The 26,001-nt window shown below is 70.1% G+C and carries 27 protein-coding genes and 1 tRNA gene; 15 read left to right on the forward strand and 13 right to left on the reverse strand.

The genetic code is table 11. The annotated features are described in order from the left end of the window. The first annotated feature begins 55 nt into the window (after positions 1-55). Entirely contained in the window at positions 56-871 is an 816-nt protein-coding gene (locus ACZ3HQ_RS09665; protein WP_467509163.1) for a nucleotidyltransferase domain-containing protein, read from the forward strand. Here the strand turns inward: ACZ3HQ_RS09665 and ACZ3HQ_RS09670 are convergent. The 4 genes from ACZ3HQ_RS09670 to ACZ3HQ_RS09685 form a co-directional block, all read right to left on the reverse strand. Further along, positions 868-1,698, reverse strand: a complete 831-nt coding sequence (locus ACZ3HQ_RS09670; protein WP_467509164.1) for an MBL fold metallo-hydrolase — start codon at positions 1,696-1,698, stop codon at positions 868-870. The two genes, ACZ3HQ_RS09665 and ACZ3HQ_RS09670, sit on opposite strands and share 4 nt — an antisense overlap. After that, positions 1,695-2,585, reverse strand: coding sequence for an NUDIX hydrolase (locus ACZ3HQ_RS09675; protein ID WP_467509165.1), 891 nt, complete (start codon positions 2,583-2,585; stop codon positions 1,695-1,697). The genes ACZ3HQ_RS09670 and ACZ3HQ_RS09675 overlap by 4 nt, the downstream gene beginning before the upstream one ends. A 62-nt stretch (positions 2,586-2,647) precedes the next feature. Continuing rightward, positions 2,648-3,112, reverse strand: coding sequence for a RidA family protein (locus tag ACZ3HQ_RS09680; RefSeq protein ID WP_467509166.1), 465 nt, complete (start codon positions 3,110-3,112; stop codon positions 2,648-2,650). Then, the gene (locus tag ACZ3HQ_RS09685; protein ID WP_018547934.1) at positions 3,109-3,267 is read right to left on the reverse strand and encodes a DUF4177 domain-containing protein; all 159 of its coding nucleotides are present in this window, start codon (positions 3,265-3,267) and stop codon (positions 3,109-3,111) included. Before ACZ3HQ_RS09685 ends, ACZ3HQ_RS09680 begins: the two co-directional genes overlap by 4 nt. A 71-nt stretch (positions 3,268-3,338) precedes the next feature. Here ACZ3HQ_RS09685 and bagA point away from each other — a divergent pair, with 71 nt between their 5' ends. Together bagA and bagB are read left to right on the forward strand one after the other, a co-directional pair. Continuing rightward, on the forward strand, positions 3,339-4,316 hold the full coding sequence (gene bagA / locus ACZ3HQ_RS09690) for an ATPase BagA (RefSeq protein ID WP_467509167.1): 978 nt from the start codon (positions 3,339-3,341) through the stop codon (positions 4,314-4,316). Then, positions 4,313-5,692: an ATPase BagB gene (gene bagB / locus ACZ3HQ_RS09695; RefSeq protein WP_467509168.1), complete on the forward strand. Its 1,380-nt coding sequence runs from the start codon at positions 4,313-4,315 to the stop codon at positions 5,690-5,692. The genes bagA and bagB overlap by 4 nt, the downstream gene beginning before the upstream one ends. Positions 5,693-5,850: 158 nt before the next feature. Here bagB and wblA read toward each other — a convergent pair whose 3' ends face one another. After that, the gene (wblA, locus tag ACZ3HQ_RS09700; protein WP_030811461.1) at positions 5,851-6,189 is read right to left on the reverse strand and encodes a transcriptional regulator WblA; all 339 of its coding nucleotides are present in this window, start codon (positions 6,187-6,189) and stop codon (positions 5,851-5,853) included. A gap of 530 nt (positions 6,190-6,719) precedes the next feature. Here wblA and ACZ3HQ_RS09705 point away from each other — a divergent pair. After that, entirely contained in the window at positions 6,720-8,987 is a 2,268-nt protein-coding gene (locus ACZ3HQ_RS09705) for a transglycosylase domain-containing protein (protein WP_467509169.1), read from the forward strand. A 60-nt stretch (positions 8,988-9,047) separates the two neighbouring features. On the opposite strand, the gene ACZ3HQ_RS09710 is transcribed toward ACZ3HQ_RS09705, so the two are convergent. Beyond that, positions 9,048-9,515 (reverse strand): GatB/YqeY domain-containing protein, encoded by a 468-nt coding sequence (locus tag ACZ3HQ_RS09710; RefSeq protein WP_031182704.1) that lies wholly within the window; start codon positions 9,513-9,515, stop codon positions 9,048-9,050. 93 nt (positions 9,516-9,608) lie between these two features. Here ACZ3HQ_RS09710 and ACZ3HQ_RS09715 point away from each other — a divergent pair, with 93 nt between their 5' ends. The 4 genes from ACZ3HQ_RS09715 (at position 9,609) to ACZ3HQ_RS09730 (ending at position 12,048) form a co-directional block, all read left to right on the forward strand. Next, positions 9,609-10,535 carry a metallophosphoesterase gene (locus ACZ3HQ_RS09715; protein WP_467509170.1) on the forward strand — a complete coding sequence of 309 codons (927 nt, stop codon included), beginning with the start codon at positions 9,609-9,611 and terminating at the stop codon, positions 10,533-10,535. Between the two features lie 99 nt (positions 10,536-10,634). After that, a complete protein-coding gene (locus ACZ3HQ_RS09720) occupies positions 10,635-11,381 on the forward strand; it encodes a Pr6Pr family membrane protein (protein ID WP_467509171.1) in 747 nt (248 codons plus the stop codon). 64 nt (positions 11,382-11,445) lie between these two features. Beyond that, a tRNA-Pro gene (locus ACZ3HQ_RS09725) sits at positions 11,446-11,519 on the forward strand. A 205-nt stretch (positions 11,520-11,724) separates the two neighbouring features. Further along, entirely contained in the window at positions 11,725-12,048 is a 324-nt protein-coding gene (locus ACZ3HQ_RS09730; protein WP_467509172.1) for a hypothetical protein, read from the forward strand. Positions 12,049-12,170: 122 nt separating this feature from the next. Here ACZ3HQ_RS09730 and ACZ3HQ_RS09735 read toward each other — a convergent pair whose 3' ends face one another. Beyond that, positions 12,171-12,485 (reverse strand): YfhL family 4Fe-4S dicluster ferredoxin, encoded by a 315-nt coding sequence (locus ACZ3HQ_RS09735; RefSeq protein ID WP_467509173.1) that lies wholly within the window; start codon positions 12,483-12,485, stop codon positions 12,171-12,173. Between the two features lie 204 nt (positions 12,486-12,689). Between ACZ3HQ_RS09735 and ACZ3HQ_RS09740 the strand changes: the two genes are divergently transcribed. From ACZ3HQ_RS09740 to ACZ3HQ_RS09750, 3 genes are all read left to right on the forward strand, one after another. Then, on the forward strand, positions 12,690-13,334 hold the full coding sequence (locus ACZ3HQ_RS09740) for an ABC transporter ATP-binding protein (RefSeq protein WP_467509174.1): 645 nt from the start codon (positions 12,690-12,692) through the stop codon (positions 13,332-13,334). Then, positions 13,331-14,173 carry an ABC transporter permease gene (locus ACZ3HQ_RS09745; protein WP_467509175.1) on the forward strand — a complete coding sequence of 281 codons (843 nt, stop codon included), beginning with the start codon at positions 13,331-13,333 and terminating at the stop codon, positions 14,171-14,173. The genes ACZ3HQ_RS09740 and ACZ3HQ_RS09745 overlap by 4 nt, the downstream gene beginning before the upstream one ends. A 317-nt stretch (positions 14,174-14,490) precedes the next feature. After that, positions 14,491-14,904, forward strand: a complete 414-nt coding sequence (locus ACZ3HQ_RS09750; RefSeq protein ID WP_467509176.1) for a nitroreductase/quinone reductase family protein — start codon at positions 14,491-14,493, stop codon at positions 14,902-14,904. A gap of 248 nt (positions 14,905-15,152) precedes the next feature. On the opposite strand, the gene ACZ3HQ_RS09755 is transcribed toward ACZ3HQ_RS09750, so the two are convergent. The 4 genes from ACZ3HQ_RS09755 to ACZ3HQ_RS09770 form a co-directional block, all read right to left on the reverse strand. Then, positions 15,153-15,638, reverse strand: a complete 486-nt coding sequence (locus ACZ3HQ_RS09755; RefSeq protein ID WP_467509177.1) for a hypothetical protein — start codon at positions 15,636-15,638, stop codon at positions 15,153-15,155. Between the two features lie 758 nt (positions 15,639-16,396). Further along, on the reverse strand, positions 16,397-17,914 hold the full coding sequence (locus ACZ3HQ_RS09760) for a LacI family DNA-binding transcriptional regulator (RefSeq protein WP_467509178.1): 1,518 nt from the start codon (positions 17,912-17,914) through the stop codon (positions 16,397-16,399). A 27-nt stretch (positions 17,915-17,941) separates the two neighbouring features. Further along, complete coding sequence (locus ACZ3HQ_RS09765) at positions 17,942-18,286, reverse strand: helix-turn-helix domain-containing protein (protein WP_467509179.1); 345 nt, start codon at positions 18,284-18,286, stop codon at positions 17,942-17,944. 157 nt (positions 18,287-18,443) lie between these two features. Then, positions 18,444-18,962, reverse strand: a complete 519-nt coding sequence (locus ACZ3HQ_RS09770; RefSeq protein ID WP_467509180.1) for a helix-turn-helix domain-containing protein — start codon at positions 18,960-18,962, stop codon at positions 18,444-18,446. A gap of 300 nt (positions 18,963-19,262) precedes the next feature. Between ACZ3HQ_RS09770 and ACZ3HQ_RS09775 the strand changes: the two genes are divergently transcribed. The 4 genes from ACZ3HQ_RS09775 (at position 19,263) to ACZ3HQ_RS09790 (ending at position 24,160) form a co-directional block, all read left to right on the forward strand. Beyond that, complete coding sequence (locus ACZ3HQ_RS09775; RefSeq protein ID WP_467509181.1) at positions 19,263-20,564, forward strand: DUF3631 domain-containing protein; 1,302 nt, start codon at positions 19,263-19,265, stop codon at positions 20,562-20,564. Positions 20,565-20,753: 189 nt separating this feature from the next. Continuing rightward, a complete protein-coding gene (locus ACZ3HQ_RS09780; RefSeq protein ID WP_467509997.1) occupies positions 20,754-21,677 on the forward strand; it encodes a DUF2637 domain-containing protein in 924 nt (307 codons plus the stop codon). 141 nt (positions 21,678-21,818) lie between these two features. After that, a complete protein-coding gene (mobC, locus tag ACZ3HQ_RS09785; protein WP_467509182.1) occupies positions 21,819-22,460 on the forward strand; it encodes a plasmid mobilization relaxosome protein MobC in 642 nt (213 codons plus the stop codon). Then, the gene (locus ACZ3HQ_RS09790; RefSeq protein WP_467509183.1) at positions 22,460-24,160 is read left to right on the forward strand and encodes a relaxase/mobilization nuclease domain-containing protein; all 1,701 of its coding nucleotides are present in this window, start codon (positions 22,460-22,462) and stop codon (positions 24,158-24,160) included. The genes mobC and ACZ3HQ_RS09790 overlap by 1 nt, the downstream gene beginning before the upstream one ends. Here the strand turns inward: ACZ3HQ_RS09790 and ACZ3HQ_RS09795 are convergent, their stop codons facing one another. After that, a complete protein-coding gene (locus ACZ3HQ_RS09795; RefSeq protein WP_467509184.1) occupies positions 24,161-24,718 on the reverse strand; it encodes a flavoprotein in 558 nt (185 codons plus the stop codon). Further along, a complete protein-coding gene (locus tag ACZ3HQ_RS09800) occupies positions 24,715-25,986 on the reverse strand; it encodes a helix-turn-helix domain-containing protein (RefSeq protein ID WP_467509999.1) in 1,272 nt (423 codons plus the stop codon). Before ACZ3HQ_RS09800 ends, ACZ3HQ_RS09795 begins: the two co-directional genes overlap by 4 nt. Positions 25,987-26,001 lie beyond the last annotated feature (15 nt).

Consider the following 26,001-nt stretch of genomic DNA (forward strand, 5'->3'; position numbering starts at 1 on the left):
GCCTGCCCGTCGTAATTGACCTGCACCGCCGCCGTCGGCGGTGCACAGTGTCCGCATGTCCGGACCGCCCGTCCCGCACGGCCTCGACGCCGAGGGGTTCATCGCCCGTGAAGGCTCCCTCGCGCGCGTGCGGGACGCGTTCCGTCCCGTGGTGGCCGCCGCGCGGGACGGACTGGCGCAGACCTTCGGGGCCCGGCTGCACAGCGGCTACCTCTACGGCTCCGTCCCGCGCGGCACCGCGCGCGTGGGGCGCAGCGACCTGGACCTCCTGATCGCCCTGCGCGAGGAGCCCACCGACGCCGACCGCGCCGCCCTGACGGCCCTCGCCACGGCCCTGGACCGGCGGTTCCCCGAGATCGACGGCGTGGGCCCGCTGCTGTACAGCGAGGCCCGGCTGCTGAGCGAGGCCGAGCGGTACGACATGGGCTGGTTCCTGGCCTGCCTGTGCACCCCGCTGCTCGGGGACGACCTCGCCCGGCGCCTGCCCCGCTACCGGCCCACGCCCCGGCTCGCCCGCGAGACCAACGGCGACCTGGCGGACCTGCTCCCGCGCTGGCGCGAGCGGATCGCGGGCGCCGCCGGCACGGAGGAGGCCCGGCGTCCCCTGGTCCGCTTCATGTCCCGCCACCTGGTGCGCACCGGCTTCACCCTGGTCATGCCCCGCTGGAACGGCTGGACGAGCGACCTGGCCGAGATGGCCGGGGTCTTCGGCGCCTACCACCCCCGCCGCGCCGCCCAGATGCGCGTCGCCGCCCGCTACGGCCACGAGCCCGTCGGAGACCCCGCGATCCTGCGCGGCTACGTGGACGACCTGGGCCCGTGGCTGGCGGCGGAGTACGCGCGCGTGCACGGCGTGAAGGGCGCGTCCTAGATGAGCCCGTGCTCGCCCAGGTAGTCCAACTGGGCCCGTACCGACAGTTCCGCCGCCGGCCACAGGGAGCGGTCGACGTCGGCGTAGACGTGGGCGACGACGGCCTCGGCGGTGCGGTGGCCGTTCTCGACGGCTGTCTCGACCTGGGCGAGGCGGTGGGCGCGGTGGGCGAGGTAGAACTCGACCGCGCCCTGGGCGTCCTCCAGGACGGGCCCGTGGCCCGGCAGGACGGTGTGCACGCCGTCGTCCACGGTCAGCGAGCGCAGCCGGCGCAGCGAGGCCAGGTACTCCCCCAGGCGGCCGTCGGGATGCGCGACCAGGGTCGTGCCACGCCCGAGGATGGTGTCGCCGGTGAGCACGGCCCGGTCGGCCGGGACGTGGAAGCTGAGGGAGTCCGCGGTGTGGCCGGGCGTCGGTATGACCCGCAGCTCGAGACCGCCGACCGTGACCACGTCACCGGCGCCCAGTCCCTCGTCCCCGAGCCGCAGCGCGGGATCGAGCGCGCGCACGCGCGTGCCGGTGATCTCCGCGAACCGGGACGCGCCCTCCGCGTGGTCGGCGTGCCCGTGGGTCAGCAGGGTGAGCGCTATCCGCTTGCCGGCCTTCTCGGCGGTGTCGACCACCTCGCGCAGATGGCCCTCGTCCAGCGGTCCGGGGTCGATGACCACGGCGAGGTCGGAGTCGGGCTCCGCGACGATCCAGGTGTTGGTGCCGTCCAGCGTCATGGGCGAGGCGTTGGGCGCGAGCACGTTGACGGCGCGCTCGGTGGCCGGCCCCGAGCGGACCACGCCGCGGGGCCGGCCGGGCAGGGCGGCGGCGTCCGTCATGCCACCCCTCCCCGCGGACCCGGAGCGGCCGGGACGTGCTTGGTGAACTCCTCGTGCCCCGGCCAGCTCAGCTCCACCCGGCCGTCCAGCAGCCGGGCCCGCGCGAGCACCGGGGTGAGATCGCGGTCCGGGGCCGCGGCGAGGGCCTCGGCGGCGGTGCCGTAGGGCAGGAGCTGGCGCAGGGTGGCGATGGTGGGCGGCATCATCAGCAGCTCGCCCCGGTCGTACCCGGCGGCGGCCTCGGCGGGCCGGGTCCACACCGTGCGGTCGGCCTCGGTGGACAGGTCGCGGGTGCGCTGGCCCCCGGGCAGGGCGGCGACGAAGAACCAGGTGTCGTAGCGCCGGGACTCGAACTCCGGGGTGATCCAGCGGGTCCACGCGCCCAGCAGGTCGGAGCGCAGGACGAGCCCCCGGCGGTCCAGGAACTCCGCGAAGGACAGCTCGTGCGCGACCAGGGCGCGCCGGTCCGCCTCCCAGTCGTCGCCACTGGTGTCGCCGACGACGGTGTCCGGCCCGGTCCCGGCGAGCAGGACGCCGGCCTCCTCGTACGTCTCGCGCACGGCCGCGCAGACGATCGCCTGGGCGCCCATCTCGTCGCCCTTCTCCATGCCGAGCCGGTCGGCCCACCACGCGCGCGTGGGGCCCGCCCAGCGGACGTGGTGGTCGTCGTCGCGCGGGTCGACACCGCCGCCCGGATACGCGTACGCGCCTCCGGCGAAGGCCATGGAGGCGCGTCTGCGCAGCATGTGGACGGCCGGTCCGGCCGGGGTGTCCTTGAGCAGCAGCACGGTCGCCGCCCGCCGGGGGACGACGGGAGTGAGCGTGCCGTCCGCGAGGGCGCGGATGCGGTCGGGCCACTCCGGGGGATACCACTGACCGTTCGCCATGGGCGGAGGCTATCCCGAACAGGGCAGATGTTCGAGAGGTACCCGACCGGCAGCCGGGCGGGCTACGGGAGCAGCTCGACCAGGATCTCGACCTCGACCGGAGCGTCCAGCGGAAGCACCGCGACACCGACCGCGCTGCGGGCGTGCACACCCTTGTCGCCGAGGACCTCGCCGAGCAGCTCGCTGGCGCCGTTGAGGACACCGGGCTGGCCGGTGAAGTCGGCGGCGGAGGCGACGAAACCGGTCACCTTCACCACACGGGCGATCCGGTCCAGGTCGCCCGCGACGGACTTGACCGCGGCCAGCGCGTTCAGCGCGCAGGTCCGGGCCAGGTCCTTGGCCTCGTCGGCCGTGACCTCGGCGCCGACCTTGCCGGTGACCGGGAGCTGTCCGTCCACCATCGGGAGCTGGCCGGCGGTGTAGACGTACTCCCCGGAGCGCACGGCGGGCTGGTAGGCGGCCAGCGGGGGCACGACCTCCGGCAGCGTCAGGCCGAGGTCGGCGAGCCGGGCCTCGACCGCGCTCACGCCTGCTTCTCGCGCTTCAGGTAGGCGACGAGCTGCTCGGGGTTGGGGCCGGGCACCACCTGGACGAGCTCCCAGCCGTCCTCGCCCCAGTTGTCCAGGATCTGCTTCGTGGCGTGGACGAGCAGCGGCACAGTTGAGTATTCCCACTTGGTCATAGGCCGACTGTAGTCGCTGTTATCCACAGCCTCCCGCGTGAGTGTCGCCCGGACTGGTTAGGCTCGAAGACGTGAGCAGGCTCCAGGTCGTCAGCGGCAAGGGCGGGACCGGAAAGACGACGGTCGCCGCCGCTCTAGCGCTGGCTCTCGCCGAGGAGGGGAAGCGGACGCTTCTCGTCGAGGTCGAGGGCCGGCAAGGCATCGCGCAGCTCTTCGGGACCGAGGCGCTGCCCTACGAGGAGCGGAAGATCGCCACCGCTCCCGGCGGAGGAGAGGTGTATGCCCTCGCCATCGACGCCGAACAGGCGCTTCTGGACTACCTCCAGATGTTCTACAAACTGGGCGGAGCCGGCCGCGCGCTGAGAAAACTCGGCGCCATAGACTTCGCCACCACCATCGCCCCCGGCCTGCGGGACGTCCTGCTGACCGGCAAGGCGTGCGAGGCGGTGCGCCGCAAGGACAAGAAGGGCGAGTTCCTCTACGACCACGTCGTGATGGACGCTCCCCCGACCGGCCGCATCACCCGCTTCCTCAATGTCAACGACGAGATGGCCGGCCTCGCCAAGATCGGCCCGATACACAATCAGGCGCAGGCCGTGATGCGGGTGCTGAAGTCCCCGGAGACGGCCGTGCACCTCGTCACGCTGCTGGAGGAGATGCCGGTCCAGGAGACCGCCGACGGCATCGCCGAACTGCGCGCGGCGGGGCTGCCGGTGGGCCGCGTCATCGTGAACATGGTCCGCCCCGAGCTGCTGGACGCGGCCGAGCTGGACCTGGCCCGTACCGTCCCGCACACCGCCGTCGCCCGCGCGCTGTCCTCGGCGGGCCTCGGCGGAGCACGGCGCGGCGGGCACGCCGAGCGGCTGGTCGACCCGCTGCTGGCGCAGGCCGCCGAGTACGCGGAGCGGCACACCCTGGAGCAGGAGCAGCGCGCGGTCCTCGACGAGCTGGACCTGCCGGTGGCCGAGCTGCCGCTGCTTCCCGAGGACATGGACCTGACGGGCCTGTACGAACTGGCCACCGAGTTGCGGAAGCAGGGGTTGTCATGAGCCAGGAGCCGCAGACCGACGACGGCCCGGACGCGCGCACCGGCCGGTCCCCGGCGCCGACCCTGCACGTGGACGCGCTGCTGGACGATCCTCAGACCCGGATCGTGGTGTGCTGCGGTTCCGGCGGCGTCGGCAAGACCACCACGGCCGCCGCGCTCGCCCTCAGGGCCGCCGAGCGCGGCCGCAAGGTGGTCGTCCTCACCATCGACCCCGCCAAGCGGCTGGCCCAGTCGATGGGCATCGACTCCCTGGACAACGTGCCGCGCCGGGTCAAGGGCACCGAGGACCGCCGGGAGGAGGCCCCCGGCGAGAGCGCCGAGCCCGGCGAACTGCACGCCATGATGCTCGACATGAAGCGCACCTTCGACGAGGTCGTGGAGACGCACGCGGACCCCGAGCGGGCGGCCCAGATCCTGGCGAACCCCTTCTACCAGACGGTCTCCGGCGGCTTCGCGGGCACGCAGGAGTACATGGCGATGGAGAAGCTCGGCCAGCTCCGCGCCAAGGACGAGTGGGACCTGATCGTCGTCGACACCCCGCCCTCCCGCAACGCGCTGGACTTCCTGGACGCGCCCAAGCGGCTCGGCTCGTTCCTGGACGGCAGGCTGATCCGGCTGCTGACCGCCCCCGCCAAGCTGGGCGGCCGCGCGGGGATGGCGTTCCTGAACGTGGGGATGTCGATGATGACCGGCACCCTGGGCAAGATCCTGGGCGGTCAGCTCCTCAAGGACGCGCAGACGTTCGTGTCCGCCATGGACACCACCTTCGGCGGCTTCCGCACCCGCGCGGACGCCACCTTCAAGCTGCTGCAGGCGCCGGGGACGGCGTTCCTGGTGGTGGCGGCGCCCGAGCGGGACGCGCTGCGCGAGGCGGCGTACTTCGTGGAGCGGCTGGCGGCCGAGAAGATGCCGCTGGTCGGCCTGGTGCTCAACCGGGTCCACGGCAGCGGCGCCACCCGGCTGTCGGCCGAGCGGGCGCTCGCCGCCGCGGAAAATCTTGCGGAGCCCGGCATTGTGGATCAGCCGGACGGGAATGCTGACGTTCGTAACTCCCCCGAAACAGACGGAAGTTCAGTTTCCGCCCCGGCGGATGCCCCGGCTCTTGCGGACGGCTCCCCCGCCGCCGAACCGGACCGGCCCGTAAACGACGTGGACACCGTGGACGACGTGGACGAGCTGACCGCGGGTCTGCTGCGTCTGCACGCCGAGCGCATGCGGCTGCTCGCCCGCGAACAGCGCACGCGGGACCGTTTCATCAGCGACCACCCCGAGGTGGCGATCGTGGAAGTACCCGCGCTCGCCGGCGACGTCCACGACCTCACGGGCCTGCGCGACATCGGCGACCGCCTCGCGGCGGGGCACACGGAACTGTCCTAGCGGCCCCCGGGCGCGTACAGGCACACCCGCACGTACGGCGGCGCGGCGGGCGCGGGCGCGTAGAGCGCCCTGCTCCCCGCGCGGCATCGCCGTACCGTCCCCGTGACGGGCGTCCGTGCGGACCGCCGGTGCCGCCGGCCTATGCCGGAGGCGAGCCGTCAGCTCACGGCCGCGTAGTTCTCGTAGACCTCGTCGTCGTCGAGGGGCACGATTCCCGTGCCGCGCTCGTACTCCGAGCGGGCGGTCTCCAGCAGCCGCCGCCAGGAGCTCACAGTGGGCCGGCGGCGCAGCAGCGCCCGGCGCTCGCGCTCCGTCATGCCTCCCCACACGCCGAACTCGACGCGGTTGTCCAGCGCGTCGGCCAGGCACTCCGTGCGCACCGGGCATCCGGTGCACACCGCCTTGGCCCTGTTCTGCGCTGCTCCCTGCACGAACAGTTCATCCGGATCGGTAGTGCGGCAGGCGGCCTGCGCACTCCAGTCGGTAACCCAGCCCATACCGGCGCCGTCCTCTCCCGAATCGAGGCTCCCCCACGGCGGCAGCGGCATATTCACCGCCGCCAGTTGAGGACGTTACGGAAGGCGCGGACAGCGCAACACCCCCTTCGGGCCCAATCTTGAATGGCCCGAACGGACTATGGGTAAGCGGCAGATCACCCGGAGGAGTGAGCTGGCGACATGCGTGATCATCCCGGCAAAGCGGGACGGTTGTGGTGCGGCACATGGGGCGCCGGGTGACACACGAGGCGGTTTCGGACACGTCCTCATCGGAGAGTCGGGGTTCTCCGGAGCGATTCGGGGTCGCCGGACGTATTGCTACCTGGCCGCGCCGCTGTGACAGTTGAATGCAGCTTAGGCCAACGCCTGTGCGTGTGTCCGGCGAATGACAACCTGAGCCCCCGCTTTGTCGCGCCGTCACGCCCTCGCGCCGTCGCACCACCCGACCGGACGTCACGATCCTGCACCCGAACCGCCCGGCGGCCCGTCGCTCCCCCGGAACGCTTATCACCACGGCTTAGGCTGCACCCATGCCAAAGAAGCGCTCGGGCGGTGGTCTGTCGGCCACGCAGCAGGCCGCCAAGTTCCTCGGTGTCAGCGTGCTCGCGGGGGCGGTGATGGCAGGGATCGCGCTGCCGGCCGCCGGGGCGCTGGGCCTTGCCGCGAAGGGCTCGGTACAGGGCTTCGACGAGATCCCGGCCAACCTCAAGAGCCCCCAGCTCAGCCAGCGGACGACCATTCTGGACAGCCGGGGCGACCAGATCGCCAGCGTCTACTCCCGTGACCGCACGGTGGTGGAGCTGAAGGACATCTCGCCGTACATGCAGAAGTCCATCGTCGCCATCGAGGACTCGCGCTTCTACCAGCACGGCGCGATCGACCTCAAGGGTGTGCTGCGCGCGCTGAACAAGAACGCGCAGAGCGGGGGCGTCGCCCAGGGCGCGTCCACCCTCACCCAGCAGCTCGTGAAGAACTACTTCATCGAGGAGGCCGGCGACGACCCGACCAAGGTCGCCCAGGCCACCCAGCAGACCCTCGGCCGCAAGGTCCGCGAGCTGAAGTACGCGATCCAGATCGAGGAGAAGCTCGGCAAGAAGAAGATCCTGGAGAACTACCTCAACATCACCTTCTTCGGCGAGCAGGCGTACGGCGTCGAGGCCGCGGCCCAGCGCTACTTCTCCAAGCCCGCCAAGGACCTCAACCTCCAGGAATCCGCCCTGCTGGCGGGCATCGTGCAGTCCCCGAGCCGCTACGACCCGGTCAACGACGAGGCCGAGGCCACCAAGCGGCGCAACACCGTGCTCCAGCGGATGGCCGAGCTGGGCGACATCTCCCAGGCCGAGGCCGACCGCGCCGGCAGGCAACCGCTGGGTCTGAACGTCAGCCACCCCAAGAACGGCTGCATCACCGCGACCCGCGACTCCGCCTTCTTCTGCAAGTACGTCGAGCACGTCTTCCTCACCGACCCGGTCTTCGGCAAGACCCGCGAGGAGCGCGCCAAGCTCTGGAACAAGGGCGGCCTGACGATCCGTACGACGCTGGACCCGCAGGCGCAGAAGTCGGTGCAGGACTCGCTCAAGGACCACGTCTACAAGTCCGACTCGGTCGCCGCGGCCGCCACCCTGGTGCAGCCGGGGACCGGCAAGGTGCTGGCGATGGGCCAGTCGAAGCCGTTCGGCTACGGCAAGGACGAGACGGAGTACAACTTCTCGGTCGACCGGGACCTGGGCGGCTCCAACTTCGGCTTCCCGACGGGTTCGACGTTCAAGCCGTTCGTGGCGGCGGCCGCGATCGAGGGCGGCAAGCCGCCGACGCAGGCGTACTCGGCGCCGTACAAGATGGCGTACCCGAGCCCGGTGCAGCGGTGCGGCTCGACGCCGTACCGGAACACCAAGAAGGAGACGGTGGAGAACGAGAACGAGTCCGAGAAGGGCCCGTACCGCATGAAGGAGGCGATGGCCAAGTCGGTCAACACCTACTTCGTGCAGCTCATCTCCGACATCGGGCTGTGCCCGGTGGCCAAGATGGCCGACAAGCTGCACGTGGTGCAGGGCGACGGCTCGAAGCTGCCGCAGGAGCCGTCCATCGCGCTCGGCTCCATCGGCCTCTCCCCGCTGACCATGGCCAACGCGTACGCCACCTTCGCCGCGCGCGGCATGTACTGCACGCCGGTCTCCATCGAGTCGATCACCGAGAGGTCCGGTGACGAGGAGAAGTCGCTGCCGGTACCGAAGTCCACGTGCACGCGGGCGATGAGCGAGAAGACGGCGGACACGGTCAACACCCTGCTCCGGGACGTGATCGACTCCGGTACCGGCCAGGAGGCGGGTCTGAACGACCGGGACAGCGCGGGCAAGACGGGTACGACGGACGAGCGGAAGAACGCCTGGTTCGTCGGCTACACCCCGAACATGTCCGGCGCGGTCTGGGTCGGCAGCGCCCGGCAGAACGTGAAGATGATCGGCATCACCATCGGCGGGGCCTACCACGACCTGGTCTTCGGCGGCGGCGTGCCGGGTCCGATCTGGCGGGACGCGATGTCCGGCGCCCTGGTGGGCAAGGACGCGCCCGACTTCAACACCATCGACATCCCCGACGACCAGGACAAGGGCGACGGCGGGGGCAACGACCGGGGCGACGGCGACGGCCGTCAGGGGACGCCGGGCGGGGGCCTGATCGGCGGCCTCTTCGGCGGGCTGACCGGAGGGAACGGCAGCCGTCCGGGCGCCGGGCAGCCGAAGCCGACGAAGCCGGGGACCCTGGTGCAGGGGAACGCGAACGGCGGACGCCGGAACTGAGGTTCTCGTACGACAGTGGGGCCGCGCCTTCTCGAAGGCGCGGCCCCACTGTCATGCCGCTCAGCCCTGGAGCTGCTGCTTCACGATCGCGGCGACGCGGCCGCCGTCGGCCTGGCCGGCCACCTTGGGGTTCACGATCTTCATGACGGCGCCCATGGCCCGCGGCCCCTCGGCGCCGCCCGCCTTCGCCTCCTCGACGGCCTGGGCCACGATCGTGGTCAGCTCGTCGTCGGAGAGCTGCTTGGGCAGGTAGGTGGCGAGCAGCTCGCCCTCCGCCTTCTCCCGCTCGGCCTGCGCGGGACGACCGCCCTGGGCGAAGGCGTCGGCCGCCTCACGGCGCTTCTTCGCCTCCTTGGTGATCACCTTGAGGACCTCGTCGTCGGACAGCTCGCGCTTCTCCTTGCCCGCGACCTCCTCCTTGGTGATCGCGGCGAGGGTCAGCCGGAGCGTCGCGGAGCGCAGCTCGTCGCGCTCGCGGATCGCGGCGTTGAGGTCGTCGTGGAGCTTCGACTTGAGCGTGGTGGTCATGGACCGATTGTCGCAGGTGCGTGCGGCCGGACGCCCCCTGATTAAAGGGACGCCAGGTCTTGGCGTCACGGTGGTGTCTGACACGATGGGCGTATGCGCGCGCGATACGGAGTACCCCTGGGGATCATGGCGGCCGGGGCCGCCGGAGTGGCGTACGCGGCGGGCTTCGAGGTCCGCTCCTTCCGCCTCCGACGAGTGACCGTGCCGGTCCTTCCGCCGGGCATGCGCCCGCTGCGGATGCTTCAGGTCTCCGACATCCACATGGTGGGCGGGCAGCGCAAGAAGCAGCGCTGGCTCCAGTCGCTGGCCGGGCTGCGCCCCGACTTCGTGATCAACACCGGCGACAACCTCTCGGACCCCGAGGGCGTCCCCGAGACGCTGGACGCGCTGGGCCCGCTGATGGAGTTCCCGGGCGCGTACGTCTTCGGCTCCAACGACTACTACGGCCCCAAACTCCGCAACCCCGCGCGGTACTTGCTGGAGAAGGCGAGCGGGAAGCACGGCCTGAACGGCAACGCGCCCGCGGTCGGCGTGGTCCACAACCCCTGGGAGGACCTCAGGGACGGCTTCGACGCCGCGGGCTGGCTGAACCTGACCAACCAGCGGGGCGTGCTGAAGGTCGAGGGCGTCTCCATCGAGCTGACCGGCCTGGACGACCCGCACATCAAGCGCGACCGCTACGCCCGCGTGGCCGGCGGCCCCTCCGAGGGCCACGACTTCTCGATGGGCGTCGTGCACGCGCCGTACCTGCGCACCCTGGACGCCTTCACGGCGGACGGCTACCCGCTGGTCCTCGCCGGGCACACCCACGGGGGCCAGCTCTGCGTCCCCTTCTACGGCGCGCTGGTCACCAACTGCGACCTGGACACCGACCGGGTGAAGGGGCTGTCCACCCACACGGCGGACGGCAACACCTCCTACCTGCACGTCTCGGCGGGCTGCGGCACGAACCGGTACACCCCGATCCGCTTCGCCTGCCCCCCGGAGGCGACGCTGCTGACGCTGGTGGAGCGGGTGTGATGGTGGGCGAGCGGGCGGGTGTAACCCTGACCGCGCGGGTGTAACCCGACCGGAGTGCCCTGAATGGTCGCATTTCGCCCTCGTGCCTAGCGTGAGGGCATGACCGCACCGATACCGCCCGTGCCCAGGGAGATCCCGGATCTGCCCGCGATCCCCTGGGAGAGCACGCCCGTACTGAAGCCGTCGTTCGTGCCGGTGACGGCGGTGGTGGCGCCGGTCCGGCGCCCCCTGGTGGCCGCGTACCGCCTGCTGACCGCGCTGCTCGCGGCGGCGGGGGTGGCCCTGGAGATCCACCTCGCCGGTCCGGCCCGCGCGCTGAGCTACTTCAGCGTGCAGAGCACGGTACTGCTGGCGGTGGTCATGCTGGTGTCGGCCACCCGCTCCTGGCGCCCCCGCCGCGCCCTGCCGGCCGCGCTGACGGGGGCGGTGCTGCTGTACGTGGTGATCGGCGCGGTGGTGTACCACGTACTGCTGGCCCACACGACACCCCCGTTCACCATGACGGGGGCGACGACGCCGCCGGCCCGGTGGCACGGACAGTGGGCCGCGCTCCAGGTGCTGCACACGCTGGTGCCACTGGCGGCGGTACTGGACTGGCTGCTGCTGACCCCGGCGTCCCGGATGCACCTGCGCCAGGCGGCGGGCTGGCTGCTGTTCCCCCTGGCGTACCTGGTCTTCCTCCTGGTCCGGGCCCGCTCCCGCTACCCCTTCCTGGACATCACGGCCCACGGCTACCGCCACACGCTGGCCAACGCGCTCCTCCTGGGCCTGGCGATCTACGCCTCCGCGGTGGTCCTGATCGCCCTGGACCACGCCCGCCCCTCCCCGGTCCGCCGCCGCGTCTAACCGGATTTCGCCTCAGGCCCCCGGTGGGCTAAAGTAAACGACGTCGCCGCGACAGCAGCGACATCGGGGTGTAGCGCAGCTTGGCAGCGCGCTTCGTTCGGGACGAAGAGGTCGTGGGTTCAAATCCCGCCACCCCGACAGCCGTAACAACAGGTCAGGCCCGGTGCTGAGAGATCAGCACCGGGCCTGATTTGCTTTGTCACCCCGTTTTGGGAGCCACTTGGGAGCCGACTTCGAGATACGGCTCCCCCATCGGCCAGCCACTGACGGCCGCACGACCTTCGACTCCACGGGGCCCGCAACCAGCCGCATCGCTGCGTAGCTGGTCTGCTACTTTCTGTGCATGACTTTCGAACCGACGCGCCGTCATGCGCTCCGGGTCACGTTCGGCGGCCTTGTCGCGTCATGCGTCGCGGGTCTCGGACAACCTGCCGCTGCAGCGCTCAGCCACAAGAAGAGCCGCCCGGAGTACCACGCCCGCTACCGCGAGCTGTTCAGAGCTTGCGGAAAAGACCTGGACAAGAAGGTACTTGTCGGGAAGCGGCTGCTCGACAACTACGACCGTGACGCGTGCGTCTATCACGTACCCGACCGCGCCGCCGTGGCGCGCATGCACGCCGCTCTCGTACGTCAGCACCACGCCCGCCGGGCCGGCGCGAGTTCCTGACGGCCCAGATACACATGCCCAGGCTCCGACCGTTCCGGTGCACCGGTCATAGGGCTGGAGGCGTGGGTTGCGGTGCCGAGCCGCGGACCGTTGCCCGGCAACGGTCCGCGGCTCGGCGCCGGTCACGCCGTCTGCGTCCGGAAATGGCTGGGGTAGTCGTTGGCGTCCGCCTTCCGCCGGAGCTCGGCGTCGTCGGGGTGCAGGCTCAAGGATCGGTTGATCAGGACTTCTTCGCTCTCCACCTTGTCCGGATCCGGCAGGCAGCACTCCACCGGACACACGGCCTGGCACGCGAGATGATCGAAGAATCCCACGCACTCCGAGCAGGCGTTGGGGTTGATCTCGTAGACCTCGTCACCCTCTTTGATCGCCTCGTTGGGGCACTCGGGTTCGCAGGCACCGCAGTTGATGCAGTCCTCGGTGATCTTGATGGCCACTGACGCTCGCTCCTGTCTCCTGGTTCAGTCCGATGACCAACGAGCGAGCGGTCGGGGAGTGCGCGTCACCCACACAAGCAGGCCCTGAACAGCCCTGGGCCTGTCCTCACGGCTCACGAGATCAGGTGACAGCGGGCACCGCATCGACACGCTGTGCCGGGCTCCTCGTTACAGCCGGTATGACTTCCCGACGCGAGGTGACAGATGCCCGAGGATGAGCTCGTCCTGCGCGTGCGCGACGTGCACAAGGGCTATGGGCGGCGTTCCGTGCTGCGCGGCGCAAGTCTTGATCTGCCCGCAGGCCGACTGGTGGGGATCGTCGGGGAGAACGGGGCGGGCAAGAGCACCCTCCTGCGGGTCCTGGTCGGCGATCTGACGATGGACAGCGGGACGGTGGAGCGCCACGGGCGGGTGGGCTATTGCCCGCAGAAGACCGTGCTGCATGAGGCGTTCACCGTCGACCAGCACCTGCACTACTTCCGGGTCGCCTACGGCCTGGCCCGCCTCGACAGGGCCCTGGAACTGCTGGAGGCGCTGAACTTCGCCGAATACCGCCACCAGCGCGTCGACACCCTCAGCGGCGGCACCCGGCAGAAGCTGAACCTGACCCTCGCGCTCATGCACAACCCCCGTCTGCTCCTCCTGGACGAGCCCTACCAGGGATTCGACTGGGAAACGTATCTGCGGTTCTGGGACGTCGCCCGCGCGTTGCGCGAACTCGGCTGCTCGGTCCTGGTGGTCTCCCACCTCGCCTACGACACCGAACGCCTCGACGCCGTCTACCAACTGGACGACGGGACCCTGCGGCGCACGCGGCACAGCGCGGCCACCTGTGCGGGTGCGGCATGAACCGGATCTGGCTGTGTTTCGCCACCGCCGTTCGCTACGCCGTCCTCGCACAGCTGCGCAACCGCCTCGCACTGGCGCTGGTCGTCTTCTTCATCCCGGTGTGGCTCACCCTCGCCTACACCGTCAGCGCCAGGACCCCGGTCCCCTTCTTCCTGCGCGCGGCCGGTCGGACGATCACCGTGAACGGCAACATCCTCATCCAGCTCACCGGAGCACTGCACTCCATCTCGCTGATCATCGGCTTCATGATGTTCCTAGCCACCTCCCAGTCCGCGCAGTTCGACAGCCGCCTGGTCATGGCCGGCTACCCGCGCCTGTGCCTGGTCCTGGCCAAGTACGCCACGCTGGTCCTCACCGCGGCCCCGGTCGCCTGCTACGCCACCCTCTGGGTCCGGCTGTTCTGGCGCCCCGAACAGCTGGAGCTGCTCACCGCTTCGCTGTTCGTCGGCGGCCTCATCTACGGCGGCGCAGGCATCATGCTGGCCGCCGTACTGCGCAGCGAGCTCGCCGGAACCCTCCTGGTCATCATGGTCAGCTTCCTCGACGTCGGACTGCAGAACCCGATCGCCAACCCGGCGGCCGACAGCCCCGTGATCCGCTTCCTGCCGACCTACGGTGCGATGCAGTCCGCCACCAGCGCGGCACGCCTCGGCACGCTGCCCTGGTCCTACCTCGCCCTGGGACTGTGCTGGGCGCTGGGCATGACGGCGATCGGCATGACGACCTTCGCCCTGCGCAACCGGCACCGCTCCACCAACAAAACCCACCTCACCCTCCCCCACCCACGGGCAGCCGACGACACACTCCGTCCACTCACCGAGACCCGAAGCACGCGGTGACCAACAACAACAGCGCCCCTCACCAACAGGCCACCCCCGGCGTCGCACCGACCCACACACCCGGCGGCCGGGCCCCGGCGCGCCGCGCCCACGAGTCGGCTCCCGAACCACAGGGCACCGGGCCCGCGCGCAGGGCAACCGGCCGCCAGCACTCCGCCGCCCAGCCCGCACAGCCATCTGTGCCGACGACCTGGACAGAAGCGCCAGCACGGGACGCCACCACGCCACCCACCTCAACCGTGGGCCCCCTCCTACGACTCCTGAACCGGGTCGGCACCAGCCGATGGGCCAGCGGCCTGATGCGAGCAATGGTGCCCGTGGACGCCGTGGTGCAGCGCCGCACCACCGGACGCCTCAGCGTGGGACGGGCAGTCGGCCTGGAATCACTCCTACTCACCACAACCGGCGCCCTAACCGGCCTGCCCCGGCAGGTCCCGCTGTTCCACGTGCCGCATGCGGGAGGATTCGCGGTCATCGGCTCGAACCTCGGTGCAGACAACCACCCGGCGTGGAGCACCAATCTTCTCAAACACCCGCATGCCACCGTCGTCACCCGCGGCAAGAAGCTGCCGGTCGTCGCCCGCATGGCACACGGACCCGAACGCGGAGAGATCTGGCAGGCGATCCTTGCCGTGTCGCCCGGCTACGCGGCCTATGACACACGCTGCCGCCGCAACCTACGGATCTTCCACCTGCAACCCACAACGGAGAAGGAAGCACGGCCGGGCTAGAAGACTGATGAAGACACCTTCGACGGCCGCCTGTCGGCGGCCCGTCAGTGACCCCAACCACTCTGGTTACACCGTTCATTTGACAGACCCCCTTCCGACATGACGAAGGGGGCTGGAGGCCGGGAAGTACCCCGGCCTCCAGCCCCCTTCACGCGAGCGGGTCAACGTACACGCTGTACTGCCGTCTGCTTCAACCTATGGCGCTGTGCATGACGCCCCAGCTCCCTGTGGCGCTGACATCAGTGCGGTCACACCCAGACGCTCCGCTGGGTCCCCCAGCCCCAGCTGCCGAACGTGTCTCCACCGTAGGCACCTGCCTGCAGGTACACGCGTCCGTCCGGGAGCAAACGGCCCGTCTCCGTGATCGATTCTGTTGCATACGGATACTGGCTGTCGCCGCAGGAGCGCTGCACATACCGCCAGCTTTCGGCGCTGGACCCGAAAGCCAGACCCCATTGCTGATCCGGCCCCGAATCGCGGTGGCACCGGGACTTCACGAGGGCTGTCAGTTCATACTGATCACCGATCCGGGTGACCGTACCCCTGATGTCCACCCAGTACGAGTTGCGGGTGGTGCTGTCGACGTTGCTTTCGTACGTGATGTGGAATTCCTGCGGCTCGGCGGCAGCCGCAGGGTTGCCCCCGCTCAGCGTGACCATCAAAGCTGCTACCGCGCAGAGCGCGATCCGGACTACAGTCCGGCAGGCCCTAACCACCCATTGCATGGACGTCATAGCCCCTCCAGAAGGGTCGAAGAAGGTCGGATCATTTCGCTGGGACTGCCGACCAGAGGAACCGCGAGGTCCGGGCCACGAGGTTCTGCGCCATTGCTTCCGGGACCAGATCGCGAATCTCCAAAGCGACAGTCCTGGGCACGCCACCGTCGAGGAGTGGGGAAGAATCCGCACGCGCCATCCCGGAGGGACTGACAGCCCGGATACCGCGGCCGCCGTGATCAGCGGTCAGGAACGCTTCACTACCTCTCCCTTCGGGGCCAACCACAAGGGCCCACCACGTGCAGTCCCGGTCCTCACTCTGCCCGCAAGGACACAGGGCGTACTCGCGGCGCAACAGGAAACCCCCAGGGAACCCCCCAGGGGGCGACAAAGGGAAACGTCGGTTCGATTCGGCCGCGCCACCAGCCAGTACTCAGTCCGCTCGATCGAGGTCACAGCCCACCCCAGGCCCCAAGACACGGAGCTGGGGCGGCCGCCCCTGGCCGCCGCGGCCTGAAGACCCGGCGAAGCAATGCGGTCAGAGCACTAGCGTGCGCCGTCGCGGCTCTCCCAGCGGTGCCCGCCTCAGAAGCTGGGCGGGCTGAACTCGCCCGGGGGCGCTTCCGCAGGCAGGCGCCGGGCTTCGGCTTGGACGTGTCTGGCCTTGTACGTGAGAACGATGTTGTTGCGCACAGGGCAGAACCCGCACCAAACGTTTTTTGGCCCCTGAGCCCCCTGGGAGCCAGCTGGCGGGGCTGGCTCCCAGAAGCGGAGCGTTAGCGACGAGCAACCACGCGCGTGCGCAGGAGGTCATTGAGCACGCGCACCGGCGACGTCAACTGCATCGCCTGGCGGGCGTCAAGCGCCGTCTCCCACTGTTCGGTCAGTCCGAGCATGAGGCGCTTGCGCATGCCGAGGGTGACGTGGGCGTAGCGGGCCGAGACCGAGCCGTCGATGTGGCCCATGCGTTCGTCCATGAGGACCTTCTCGGTGCCGAGGTCCTCCATCATCGTCCGGTGGGTGTGGCGCAGGCCGTGTGGGGTGAGGCCCTTGGCTATCGGGACCCAGCAGGAGTCGGACCGTTCACTGGCTCCACGCCCCCGTGCCGGCACTCCTGGCCACGGCTCACCGAGTAGGGGCACGGGGCGGGCCTCCTGTGGGGCCTTCTTCGGGTACCAGCCCGAGACCGCCGGGGTGAACAGCCAGGTGGCGAAGCCGTTTCGGCGCCAGTGGGAAGCGTGCTCCGGCAACGCGCCGCCTCGCACGAACCCCAGGTCCGCGATGGCCTGCTTCACCTTCGCTCGGGTGGCTTCAGTGACGCGGTTGGGGTGGTTGAGGACGTTGGACACCGTGCCCGTGGAGACTTCGGCACGTCGCGCGACGTCGACGAGCTTGGCGCCCTGGTGGCCGCCGGTACGGGCCGCGCCTTGGCCTCGGAAGACGTAGGTCTTGCCGTGACAGGGGCAGGGGGCGGGTTTTGTACGGGCGATGTGGTTGGCCACCAGCGCCGACAGCCAGTCCATCGAGTCGATGGTGCGGTAGCTGTCATCCTTGGGTGGACAGCGCACCAGCTCGCCCGTGTCGAGTTCGTACAGCTGCCATTCGACGCGGACAGCCCCAGGACGAGCGAACTCGGTCTCCAGACCGACGATTTCGCCCCAGCGCATGCCCGTGTACCCCTTGAGGACCACGGCGACGAACTCGTCGTCGCGGCCGGAAAGCAGCGCGGCCCTCTCTGCTGTCAGCAGGATGCCGAGCGCGTCGGTGACGACCTTCTCCGGACCACGGTCTCGGGAGCGGCCTGCGCGCTTGCCGCGTCCGCGTCGCCTGGCAGCCGGGTTTGACGTGATCAGGCCCTCCTCGATCGCGTCCTCGAAGATCAGGTGGAGCGTCGAGCGCCAGGTCTTGACGCTGGAAGCCGCGTAGACGGCCCTCTCCTTCTTCTCCCAGAGGTCGACGTCCGTGCGCAGGATGCCGGCGAGCGCCTTGTCCTCGAACTCGGGGAGCAGGTGCTCCTCGATGTGCCGCTTGTAGTTCTGCATGGTCGAGGCGGCCAGATCCTGGCCCTCGTACCAGCGGTTGGCGTACTCGCCGAACGTCTCCTGACCGAGCGCCGGGTCGCGCCAGTCGCCGCGCCGGTACTTGTTCTCGGCCTCGCTCGCGGCGCGCTGGGCCTCGCCCTTGGTGGCGAACCTGATCGCCTTGCCGTTCTCATCGACGACCGTGAGGTGCTTGCCAGGCGCGGTCTTGTATCGACCGCGCCAGTAGTTTCCACGCTTCTCCGCGAAACCCACGTATTCCTCCCCTTCTTCGTCGTCGCCCTAAGCGGCGGTACCGAACTGGCTCTGGCGTGCTCGGCGTGGTGGCCGGGCGCGCAGGGAGGCCGTGGGCACAGCAGACGGAGGAGAGGGCTTGCGGGTTGACGGCTTGGGAGCGGAGGCAGTTGCCAGGTGCTGCCGCATGGAGGCGGGACGAGCCTCGTGCATGCGGATGATCTCCGCGAGGTGCTCGCCGGTGAAGCGGTAGGCGCGGCCGACGCGAGTGAACGGGATGAGGCGTCGCCGGGCACGGTCCTTGACCCACCAGGCGGAGCAGCCGAGGACGGCGGCGACCTCCTCGGGGACGTACAGGCGCGGGAGAGCGGCCTCCGAGTGCGGAGTCGGCACGGAGGCAGGGGGTATCACGGATTGGCGCAAGGGGGTGAGTCCTCTTCTGGCGGGCGCGGTGCGGCAACACCGGCCCGCCGGTCGATTGCTAGGGATGTGGTGAGGTGTCCGTGCTGGGGGTTTGCGGGCCCAGGACGGGGTGAATGAGGGTCGGCGGCTACGCCTCGCCTGAGGAGCCGGTGTCCTCGCACTGCTCGGCGGACGACGGTCCGTGCGACTCCAGCAGATGCTTGGTCGCTACCTCGGCCATGGCGTTGGAGACCATCACGTCCGCTTCCGCGCGGATGTCGGGGTGTTCGACTAGGTACACGTCCAGGGCGTCACGCGCCTGGGTGAAGGCGGCGTTGGCGCGCTGGGTCCCGCGGTACGCGTCCACGATGGCGTCGATGAGCTCCATCGCGCGGGCCTGGGCGGCGAGCTGCGGGGGGCCGACGAGGTTGCGCAGGTCGATGCCGAAGACCTCGGCGAAGCCGATGGCCTCGTCGAGGTTGATGCGGCGCTTGCCGTTCTCGATGCGCCAGACCGCCGACGGGTTCATGTCGAAGCCGGCGTCGTTCAGGCGGTCGGACAGAGCGTTGGTGCTCCAGCCGCGCGCCTCGCGCTCGAGCTTGATGCGCACCGCGACGTTCGCCTCGCCGCTGAGCAGTACGCCCTGCGAGGCGTCTTCGTCCGCCACGGCCACCTCCTTCCGTTCGTAGCGAGTCACTGCCGTATGCAGCAACGTGCCCACAATAACATCCTTCTGCATCACGCATAGGGCTTCTGCAATCGGCAATTCGTGTGGCATGCTGATAGCCCCACCCCCACCAGCCCGAGGAGTCCCCGCGGCCCACCCCATGTGGCGCCACATGCAAAAAGCCCCCGGCTGTCACCGGGGGCCAAGCGCAAACCTCTCAACCGCCATCCCTAGCGATCGACCCGCGTGGCCGGGATTGCCGTCCCGTATGGCCCGCGAGCAGAGGAGCTGAAGCCCAGTATGACCGAACCTCAGCCGAGTACGCCATCCCTCCAGGCCGACGGCACACCGGCCGACGCAACCGGCCAGCCGACTCACACCGCGCCACCCGCAGACGCGGCCCGCGACGACGAACCCGAAGGCGTGCCTGCGTTCGAGGGGGCTCAGGTACTGGATGACCTGCGGGCCCGGATCAAGCAGTTCGTCGTGATGCCGAGCGAGGAGGCCCTCACCGCAGTAACCCTGTGGGTGGCGGCCACCCATCTGCAGCCCGCGTGGCAGCACGCGCCGCGCCTGGCGGTGGTCGGCCCGGCCAAGCGGTGTGGCAAGTCGCGGCTGCTCGACGTGGTGACCGAGACCGTGCACGCACCCCTGATCACGGTCAACGCCAGCCCTGCGGCGATCTTCCGCTCGATCACCGCCGAGGATCCGCCCACGCTCCTGGTCGACGAGGCCGACACGCTGTTCGGCACCGTCAAGTCGGCTGAGCGCAACGAGGACCTGCGCGGCCTGCTGAACGCCGGCCACCAGCGCAACCGGCCCACCTTGCGTGTCACCGGACCTGAACACACACCGGTCGCCTTCCCGACCTTCGCCATGGCCGCCCTGGCGGGCATCGGTGACCTCCCCGACACGATCATGGACCGGTCGGTGGTCATCCGGATGCGCCGCCGGGCACCAGGCGAGACCGTCGCAGCGTTCCGCACAGGGCGGGACACCCCCGCCTTGCACGCCGTACGCGACCGCCTTACCGCCTGGCTCCAGCCTCGGCACACCGAGGCGATGGACGCCGAGCCGGGCATGCCGGTCGAGGACCGCGCCGCCGACACCTGGGAGCCCTTGGTGATCGTCGCCGACCTCGCCGGGGGCGACTGGCCCACGCTGGCCCGAACGGCCTGCCGGGTGATGACCGCCCACGAGTCGGGCAAGGACGCGGACACAGGGCTGCGCACCCGCATCCTGATCGACATCCGCCGGGTCTTCACCGCCGAGCGCAACCCCGCCGCGCTGCGCACTAGCCGTCTACTCGAAGAGCTCAACAGCGACGAGGAAGCGCCATGGGCTGAGTACGGCTCTACCGGGCTGACCTCGCGCCGCCTCGGGATTCTGCTGGAGGACTACGGCATCCGCCCGGGCAATCACCGGTTCCCCGGCGGCGGCCAGGCCAAGGGCTACGCCCGAAACCAGTTCCTCGACGCCTGGGCCCGCTACTGCCCCGCGCCGGCAGCCGAAACGGCGAATCCAGCCGAGCCCGGCGTGGCCGCAGGACCAGCACGAGCACCAGCACCAGCACCAGCACCAGCACCAGCACCAGCAGCCTGACCCGGCTCGACCCGTCACACCCGTCCCCGCGCAGGTCAGCGCGGGGACGGGTGATCGACCCGCAACGGGTCGACCCGACATCGTCATGTCTCTCGTACCTGCCCTGACCAGGCACGCAACGGGTGGTACGAGTCACCGCACCTCACAGCGGCCCCTTCCTCCTGCGCCGTGAGCGCCGCCCACCATCACATGGAGTGCTTCCGCTTGACTCCTCGCACCGCCGTCACCGCACCCTCCGCCATACCGGGCAGCGCCGCGATCCGCTTCGGTATCGCCCTGCTCGGCGCCATCGGCTTCGCCCTCTCCTACGACGCACTCCGTCAGATGGCCGTCGCCATCCACATCCGCGGACTGCTCACCTATGCCTTCCCGCTCGTGATCGACGGGTTCATCGCTATCGGCGTCGGCGCCCTGCTCATCCTGCGCACAGCCCCGCTGTTCTCTCGCCTCTACGTGTGGGCACTCGTCGGACTGGCCACCGCCACGAGCATCTGGGCCAACGCCCTGCACGCGGTCCGCCTCAACCAACAAACCCGCCCGGACAAACTGCACCTGGACGACATCACCGTCGGTGTCCTGTCCGCCATCGCTCCGCTCGCCCTGGCCGGCGCCGTCCATCTCTACATCGTGATCCGCCGCAATCCCACGTCTGGCGCCCAGGAAGTGGGCACCGTCGTACGCCGCACCCCTGCTACCCACATCCCCAGCGGCACCGATGGCGCCCAGCTCGCCGCCCTCGTAGAAGGAGAGCCCGATCGCCCGGACCCACTCGCTCTGGAAGTGGCAGACGGCAACATCAACGTGGCTCGGGATTCCGCCGTCGTGGCGCAAAGCGCCGCCAACGCGCCGGAGCTCCCACAGGCTTCTGCCGAGCCGAAAGCCCAGAAGCTCCGCACGGTGTCCGCCGAACTCCTCGTCATCGCCCGCACCGCTCCACTAGGACGCGGTGGTCGCGCCTCACGCCGCCACATCGAGGATGCGATCCGCGGCGAGGGCCTCACCATCGGCAAGGCCGAGGCAGAGACGATCAAGAAAGCCCTACAGGCTGAACTCGACGAGGCCGCCGCTCAGGAGCAGACCGAACTGACCAAGGTCCCTGCTGGCGCCTTCTGAGCCTACGACCGCTCCCGTCGCCCTCCCACTCGACTCGCACCACCCGTCCCCGCGCAGGTCAGCGCGGGGACGGGTGCTCGGCCCGCAACGAGTCCACCCGACATCACCCCGCACCACCAACGCTCCACGGAGAAACTCCCCATGCGCGACCCGCACGACGAACTCCCCACCACCCAGCAGGCGATGACGACCACCGCCACACAGCCAGCAAGGTATGCCGCTGGACCGTCCAAGGGCCGGTCCAACGAAGCAGCCTCCGCCCCAGGGGTGGCGGAGGCCCTCGGGCACCAGGGGGTGCCCGAGGAGGAACAGCCCGTCCACACTGCCGCCACTCCGCTGCCGCGAGCCGCCGACGCCGCCGCGCTGCACCGCGTCGCCCGACGCCGCCAGCGCAAAGACACCCAGCGCAAGGAGCGTGTCGACGTGCGCTACAGCGTCGACGAGAAGGCCGACATCCTCCGCACGGCGAGGTCGCTGAACATCACCGGCGCCCACTACGTGGGTGCCGTCGTCATGGCCCACGTCAACGGCGACCTCGCCCTGCCTGGCCAGCGCACCCCGATCGACGACTACATCGACGAGCTGACCGCCCTCCGTGGCGAGGTCGCCAAGATCGGCCACAACATCAACCAGATCGCCAGGAAGCTCAACTCGGGTGGTCATTCACACCCTGGGGACCCCGCCCTCTTGAACCAGGTCGACCGCACCCTGGACGTGGTCAGCACCACCGTCCGCCACATCGCGGCAGCCACAAACCAGGCAGCCGCCAAGAAGACGGCCTGATGATCGCGAACATCCGAAGCGGCAAGGAAACCGCCGGCCTCATCCGGTACCTGTTCGACACGAAGAGGGCCAAGGACCACACAGACCCGCATCTGGTCGCCTCCTGGGACGACTTCGCCCCCGACCCAGACCGATCCGAGGACGTCGACGCTACAAAGAACCTCTTGGTGGCGGACCTGGACCTGCACGTCAAGCAGGCCACACGGCTCGGCCGCGCTCCCGAGCGACACGTGTGGCACTGCTCGGTACGCGCCGCACCCGAAGACCGCATCCTCAGCGACGACGAGTGGGCCGACATCGCCCGCCGGATCGTCGCCGCCACCGGCATCGCGCCGGAAGGCGACCCGGACGGCTGCCGCTGGGTCGCCGTCCGCCACGCCCCCGACCACATCCACATCGCCGCCACCAAAGTCCGCCGCGACCTGCGCACCGCCCGCCACTGGAACGACTACGTCACCGCCGACCGCGAACTCGCCTCCATCGAGAAGGAATACGGCCTGCGGCAAGTCGTACGCGGTGACCGCACCGCCGCGAAGCGCTCGACCCGCGCCGAGCAGGAAAAGGCCCACCGCCAAGGCCAGCAGAAGCCCGCCCGAGAACGTCTGCGCTCCACTGTCCGCACCGCAGTATCCGCTGCCACCAGCACCGAGGAGTTCGTACACCTGCTGAGCCACGTCGACGGAGTGCTCGTCGAGGTCGTGCACTTCCCCTCCGGCGACGTACGCGGCTACAAGGTCGCCTGCGAAGACACCACCACCGCCAGCAACGAGCCCGTCTGGTTCTCGGGCTCCGAACTCGCCCCGGACCTGTCCTTCCCCAAGATCCGCGAGCGCCTCGAAGCCACCGCCACGCAGCCCATCAACCAGCCGGGCCGGCGCAGGCCCAACCCCTGGCACCAGGCCACCGCCGCCACCGAGCGCATCCCCCACCACCTCGACCAGGCCGACGATGAAGCCGCCCAGGCCCACCTTGCCGCATTCGGCGAAGCCCTGGACGCCCTCCCCCTCCTCGCACCCACACCCATCCGCTCTCAGCTCCGAGAGGCGGCCACCAAATTCGAGCGCGCCACCCGCTCGCGCATCCGAGCCGAACACCACCACGCCCGCGCCCTGCGCGGCGCCGTACGAGCCATGCTCCGCGAGACGGCCCCCAGGGACGGAGCTGCCCTGGCGATGTTCCTCGACGCCGCGATCCTCGTCGTCATCGCCGCCACCCGCTGGCACCAGCTCCGCCACCACGATCAGCAAGTCGCAGCCGCCCATCAGGCCGTGATCCACCTCCAGGCGGCCTACGACCAGGTGGCTGCCGCGCCCCTGGCCGCCCTGGCCCAGCGCCAACCGCCGCAGCAGGCGGTCGAGCGGCACGTCCACGTCATCCGACGGTCCGTGCCCGAACACGCGGAGCAGGTGCTGAAGGACGCGGCCTTCGACGCCCTCGCTGCCACACTCGCCGAGGCCGATGCCGCAGGACACGATCCCGAGCAACTCCTCCAGCAGGCCGCCGACCAGCGCGCCCTGGACGATACTCGCCACCCGGCACGGGTCCTGACCTGGCGCGTCCAGCGTCTCAGCGCAAGGCCGGCGCCGAGCGCACGTGCCCGTGCAGCGCAGGCCCGCAGCGCGGCATGGCGCCCCGGCGAACCGGTACCAGCGGCAACATCTGCCCTGCCCCCGCAGGGGCCGCACGTTCGACGACGCTGATCACACCCGCTCGGACAACCTAGGGGTGAGCAGTTCCAGCGCTTCCTCCCAGCGGTAGCGGTCGGCCCCGCCGCCGGCCTTCGGCTGGTGAGGCTCGTACGAGCCGATCAGGACGCCCATCTCGCGCAGCCGGGCCAGGCTCTGTCCATAAGCGGGATGGGCTGCCTGCGCCGAGTTCACGTACGGCAGGACGGCGGTGGGGATGCCGAAGCCGTACGCCTCGCACAGGATGCCCAGGGCGAGCGTGTCGGATATCCCCGCCGCCCACTTGTTGACCGTGTTGAAGGTGGCCGGGGCCACCGCGATGGCATCGGCGGGCGGCAGCGGACGAGGATCGCCGGGGGAGCGCCACGCCGAGCGGATCGGGTAGCCGGTCTGGGTCTCGATGGCCGCCGCGTCCAAGAAGCCCAGGCCCTGCGGGGTGGCGATGACGCCGACGTCCCAATCCGACTCCTGCGCGGCCGTGATCAGCTTGCCGACGTCGCCAGCGACTCCGGCCGCGCATACGACGACGTACAGAAACGGCTTCTTGGTCTGCTGGTTGGGCTGCTCGCTCACGCGGGGACTCCCAGTTGACGGCTGAAGTGGTGAAGTGCGGGCAGGGTACGGCGGCGGTCGCGCGCGGCCATGTCGGCGACCAGCTCCCGGACAGCGGGGCGGCGGATGTCCTGGGCCGCGCAGCTCTCGGCGATGCGCAGCGCCTGGTAGCCATCGGCGAGACGGCCCTGCTGGCTGTAGGCGCGGGCGGCGTCGACCCACAGGGCGGCACGGCGCTCGGGGACCGGGATGTGCCGGCGCATGAGCGGCTGGGCTGCTGCCAGGGCGATGCCTGCGTCGCCGAAGGACACGGCCGCGCTGACCTGATGGAGGGCGACATTGGTGGGGCTGAAGTTCGCCCAGGCGTCGGGCCGGTCGAAGGCGACGTAGCGAGCCACCTCTCGGGCTTCGGTGAGGAAGTCCTCGGTGGTGTCGCGGTCGCCGTTCCTGCTGGCTGCGGTCGCGCCTCGGAGCAGCAACAGGCCGACCGCTGCCAGGTAGCGCGACGACCGCTGGTCGTAGGCGCCGGTGAGCTGGTCAGCGGTATGGCGGATGATGTTCACCGCTTGTGGGGTGTGCTTCTCGCGGATGAGGACGTGGGCGTGAACGCGGACGCTGGCGGCGAGGACGACGGGGTCCCCGGAGCGTTCCGCCTCGGCCATGGCGCGACCGGCCGCGAGCCAGGCATTGCCCTGATCGGCTCGCTTCAGTAAGAGGCTCACTGACGTCTGGTACGCGGTCGCGAGCAGCCCGGACGCCTCGGCCGTGCCGGATGAGCCGCCGACTGCATGGCGCAGGTCGGCGATCAGCCCGGGCAGGGTGCGTTCCAACTCCGTGTAGTCGCACGTGCAGAACAGCCGCCGTACGGTCCGTGTCCGATCACGCAGCCCGTTGATGTCCAAGTCTTGGCCCGTGGCCGTTGGGCTCGTACCGGGCAGCAAGACCCGAACCAGGTCGTGATGCGTTGCGGCGGGCGAAGTCGGAACCGCGAGCGCGGCGACGCCTGCGGCAAGAAGGGTACGGCGGTGCATGTCCTCTGCCTCAAGGTCCGAGGTGCTGGTATTCGGCGCGGCAGCGAGGCCAAGGTGGTGTAGCGGGATGTTCAGCGCCTGCGCGACCTCACGCAGCATGCGGACATCGTCGGTACCCCGGCCACTCTCCAGGCGGCTCACCTTCGACTGGTGATACCCCAGTGCGGATGCGACGTCTTTCTGCGAGCGCCGCTGTAACACGCGCGCCCGACGGATCACTTCGCCGATCCGTCTCGCCTCGTTCTGCCCCTCGGCCATCTGTGCCACGGCTCC

It is taken from the genome of Streptomyces sp. NPDC018263 (genome assembly GCF_055562575.1).

Coding starts and splice junctions, on each gene's coding strand:
- bagB (WP_467509168.1), top strand. CDS start 4,313: ATGAGCCAGGAGCCGCAGACCGACGACGGCCCGGACGCGCGCACCGGC.
- ACZ3HQ_RS09715 (WP_467509170.1), top strand. CDS start 9,609: ATGCGCGCGCGATACGGAGTACCCCTGGGGATCATGGCGGCCGGGGCC.
- ACZ3HQ_RS09710 (WP_031182704.1), bottom strand. CDS start 9,515: ATGACCACCACGCTCAAGTCGAAGCTCCACGACGACCTCAACGCCGCG.
- ACZ3HQ_RS09675 (WP_467509165.1), bottom strand. CDS start 2,585: ATGGCGAACGGTCAGTGGTATCCCCCGGAGTGGCCCGACCGCATCCGC.
- wblA (WP_030811461.1), bottom strand. CDS start 6,189: ATGGGCTGGGTTACCGACTGGAGTGCGCAGGCCGCCTGCCGCACTACC.
- ACZ3HQ_RS09755 (WP_467509177.1), bottom strand. CDS start 15,638: ATGACGTCCATGCAATGGGTGGTTAGGGCCTGCCGGACTGTAGTCCGG.
- ACZ3HQ_RS09705 (WP_467509169.1), top strand. CDS start 6,720: ATGCCAAAGAAGCGCTCGGGCGGTGGTCTGTCGGCCACGCAGCAGGCC.
- ACZ3HQ_RS09670 (WP_467509164.1), bottom strand. CDS start 1,698: ATGACGGACGCCGCCGCCCTGCCCGGCCGGCCCCGCGGCGTGGTCCGC.
- ACZ3HQ_RS09730 (WP_467509172.1), top strand. CDS start 11,725: ATGACTTTCGAACCGACGCGCCGTCATGCGCTCCGGGTCACGTTCGGC.
- ACZ3HQ_RS09775 (WP_467509181.1), top strand. CDS start 19,263: ATGACCGAACCTCAGCCGAGTACGCCATCCCTCCAGGCCGACGGCACA.
- ACZ3HQ_RS09685 (WP_018547934.1), bottom strand. CDS start 3,267: ATGACCAAGTGGGAATACTCAACTGTGCCGCTGCTCGTCCACGCCACG.
- ACZ3HQ_RS09720 (WP_467509171.1), top strand. CDS start 10,635: ATGACCGCACCGATACCGCCCGTGCCCAGGGAGATCCCGGATCTGCCC.
- ACZ3HQ_RS09745 (WP_467509175.1), top strand. CDS start 13,331: ATGAACCGGATCTGGCTGTGTTTCGCCACCGCCGTTCGCTACGCCGTC.
- ACZ3HQ_RS09790 (WP_467509183.1), top strand. CDS start 22,460: ATGATCGCGAACATCCGAAGCGGCAAGGAAACCGCCGGCCTCATCCGG.
- ACZ3HQ_RS09665 (WP_467509163.1), top strand. CDS start 56: ATGTCCGGACCGCCCGTCCCGCACGGCCTCGACGCCGAGGGGTTCATC.
- mobC (WP_467509182.1), top strand. CDS start 21,819: ATGCGCGACCCGCACGACGAACTCCCCACCACCCAGCAGGCGATGACG.
- ACZ3HQ_RS09780 (WP_467509997.1), top strand. CDS start 20,754: ATGGAGTGCTTCCGCTTGACTCCTCGCACCGCCGTCACCGCACCCTCC.
- ACZ3HQ_RS09800 (WP_467509999.1), bottom strand. CDS start 25,986: ATGGCCGAGGGGCAGAACGAGGCGAGACGGATCGGCGAAGTGATCCGT.
- ACZ3HQ_RS09740 (WP_467509174.1), top strand. CDS start 12,690: ATGCCCGAGGATGAGCTCGTCCTGCGCGTGCGCGACGTGCACAAGGGC.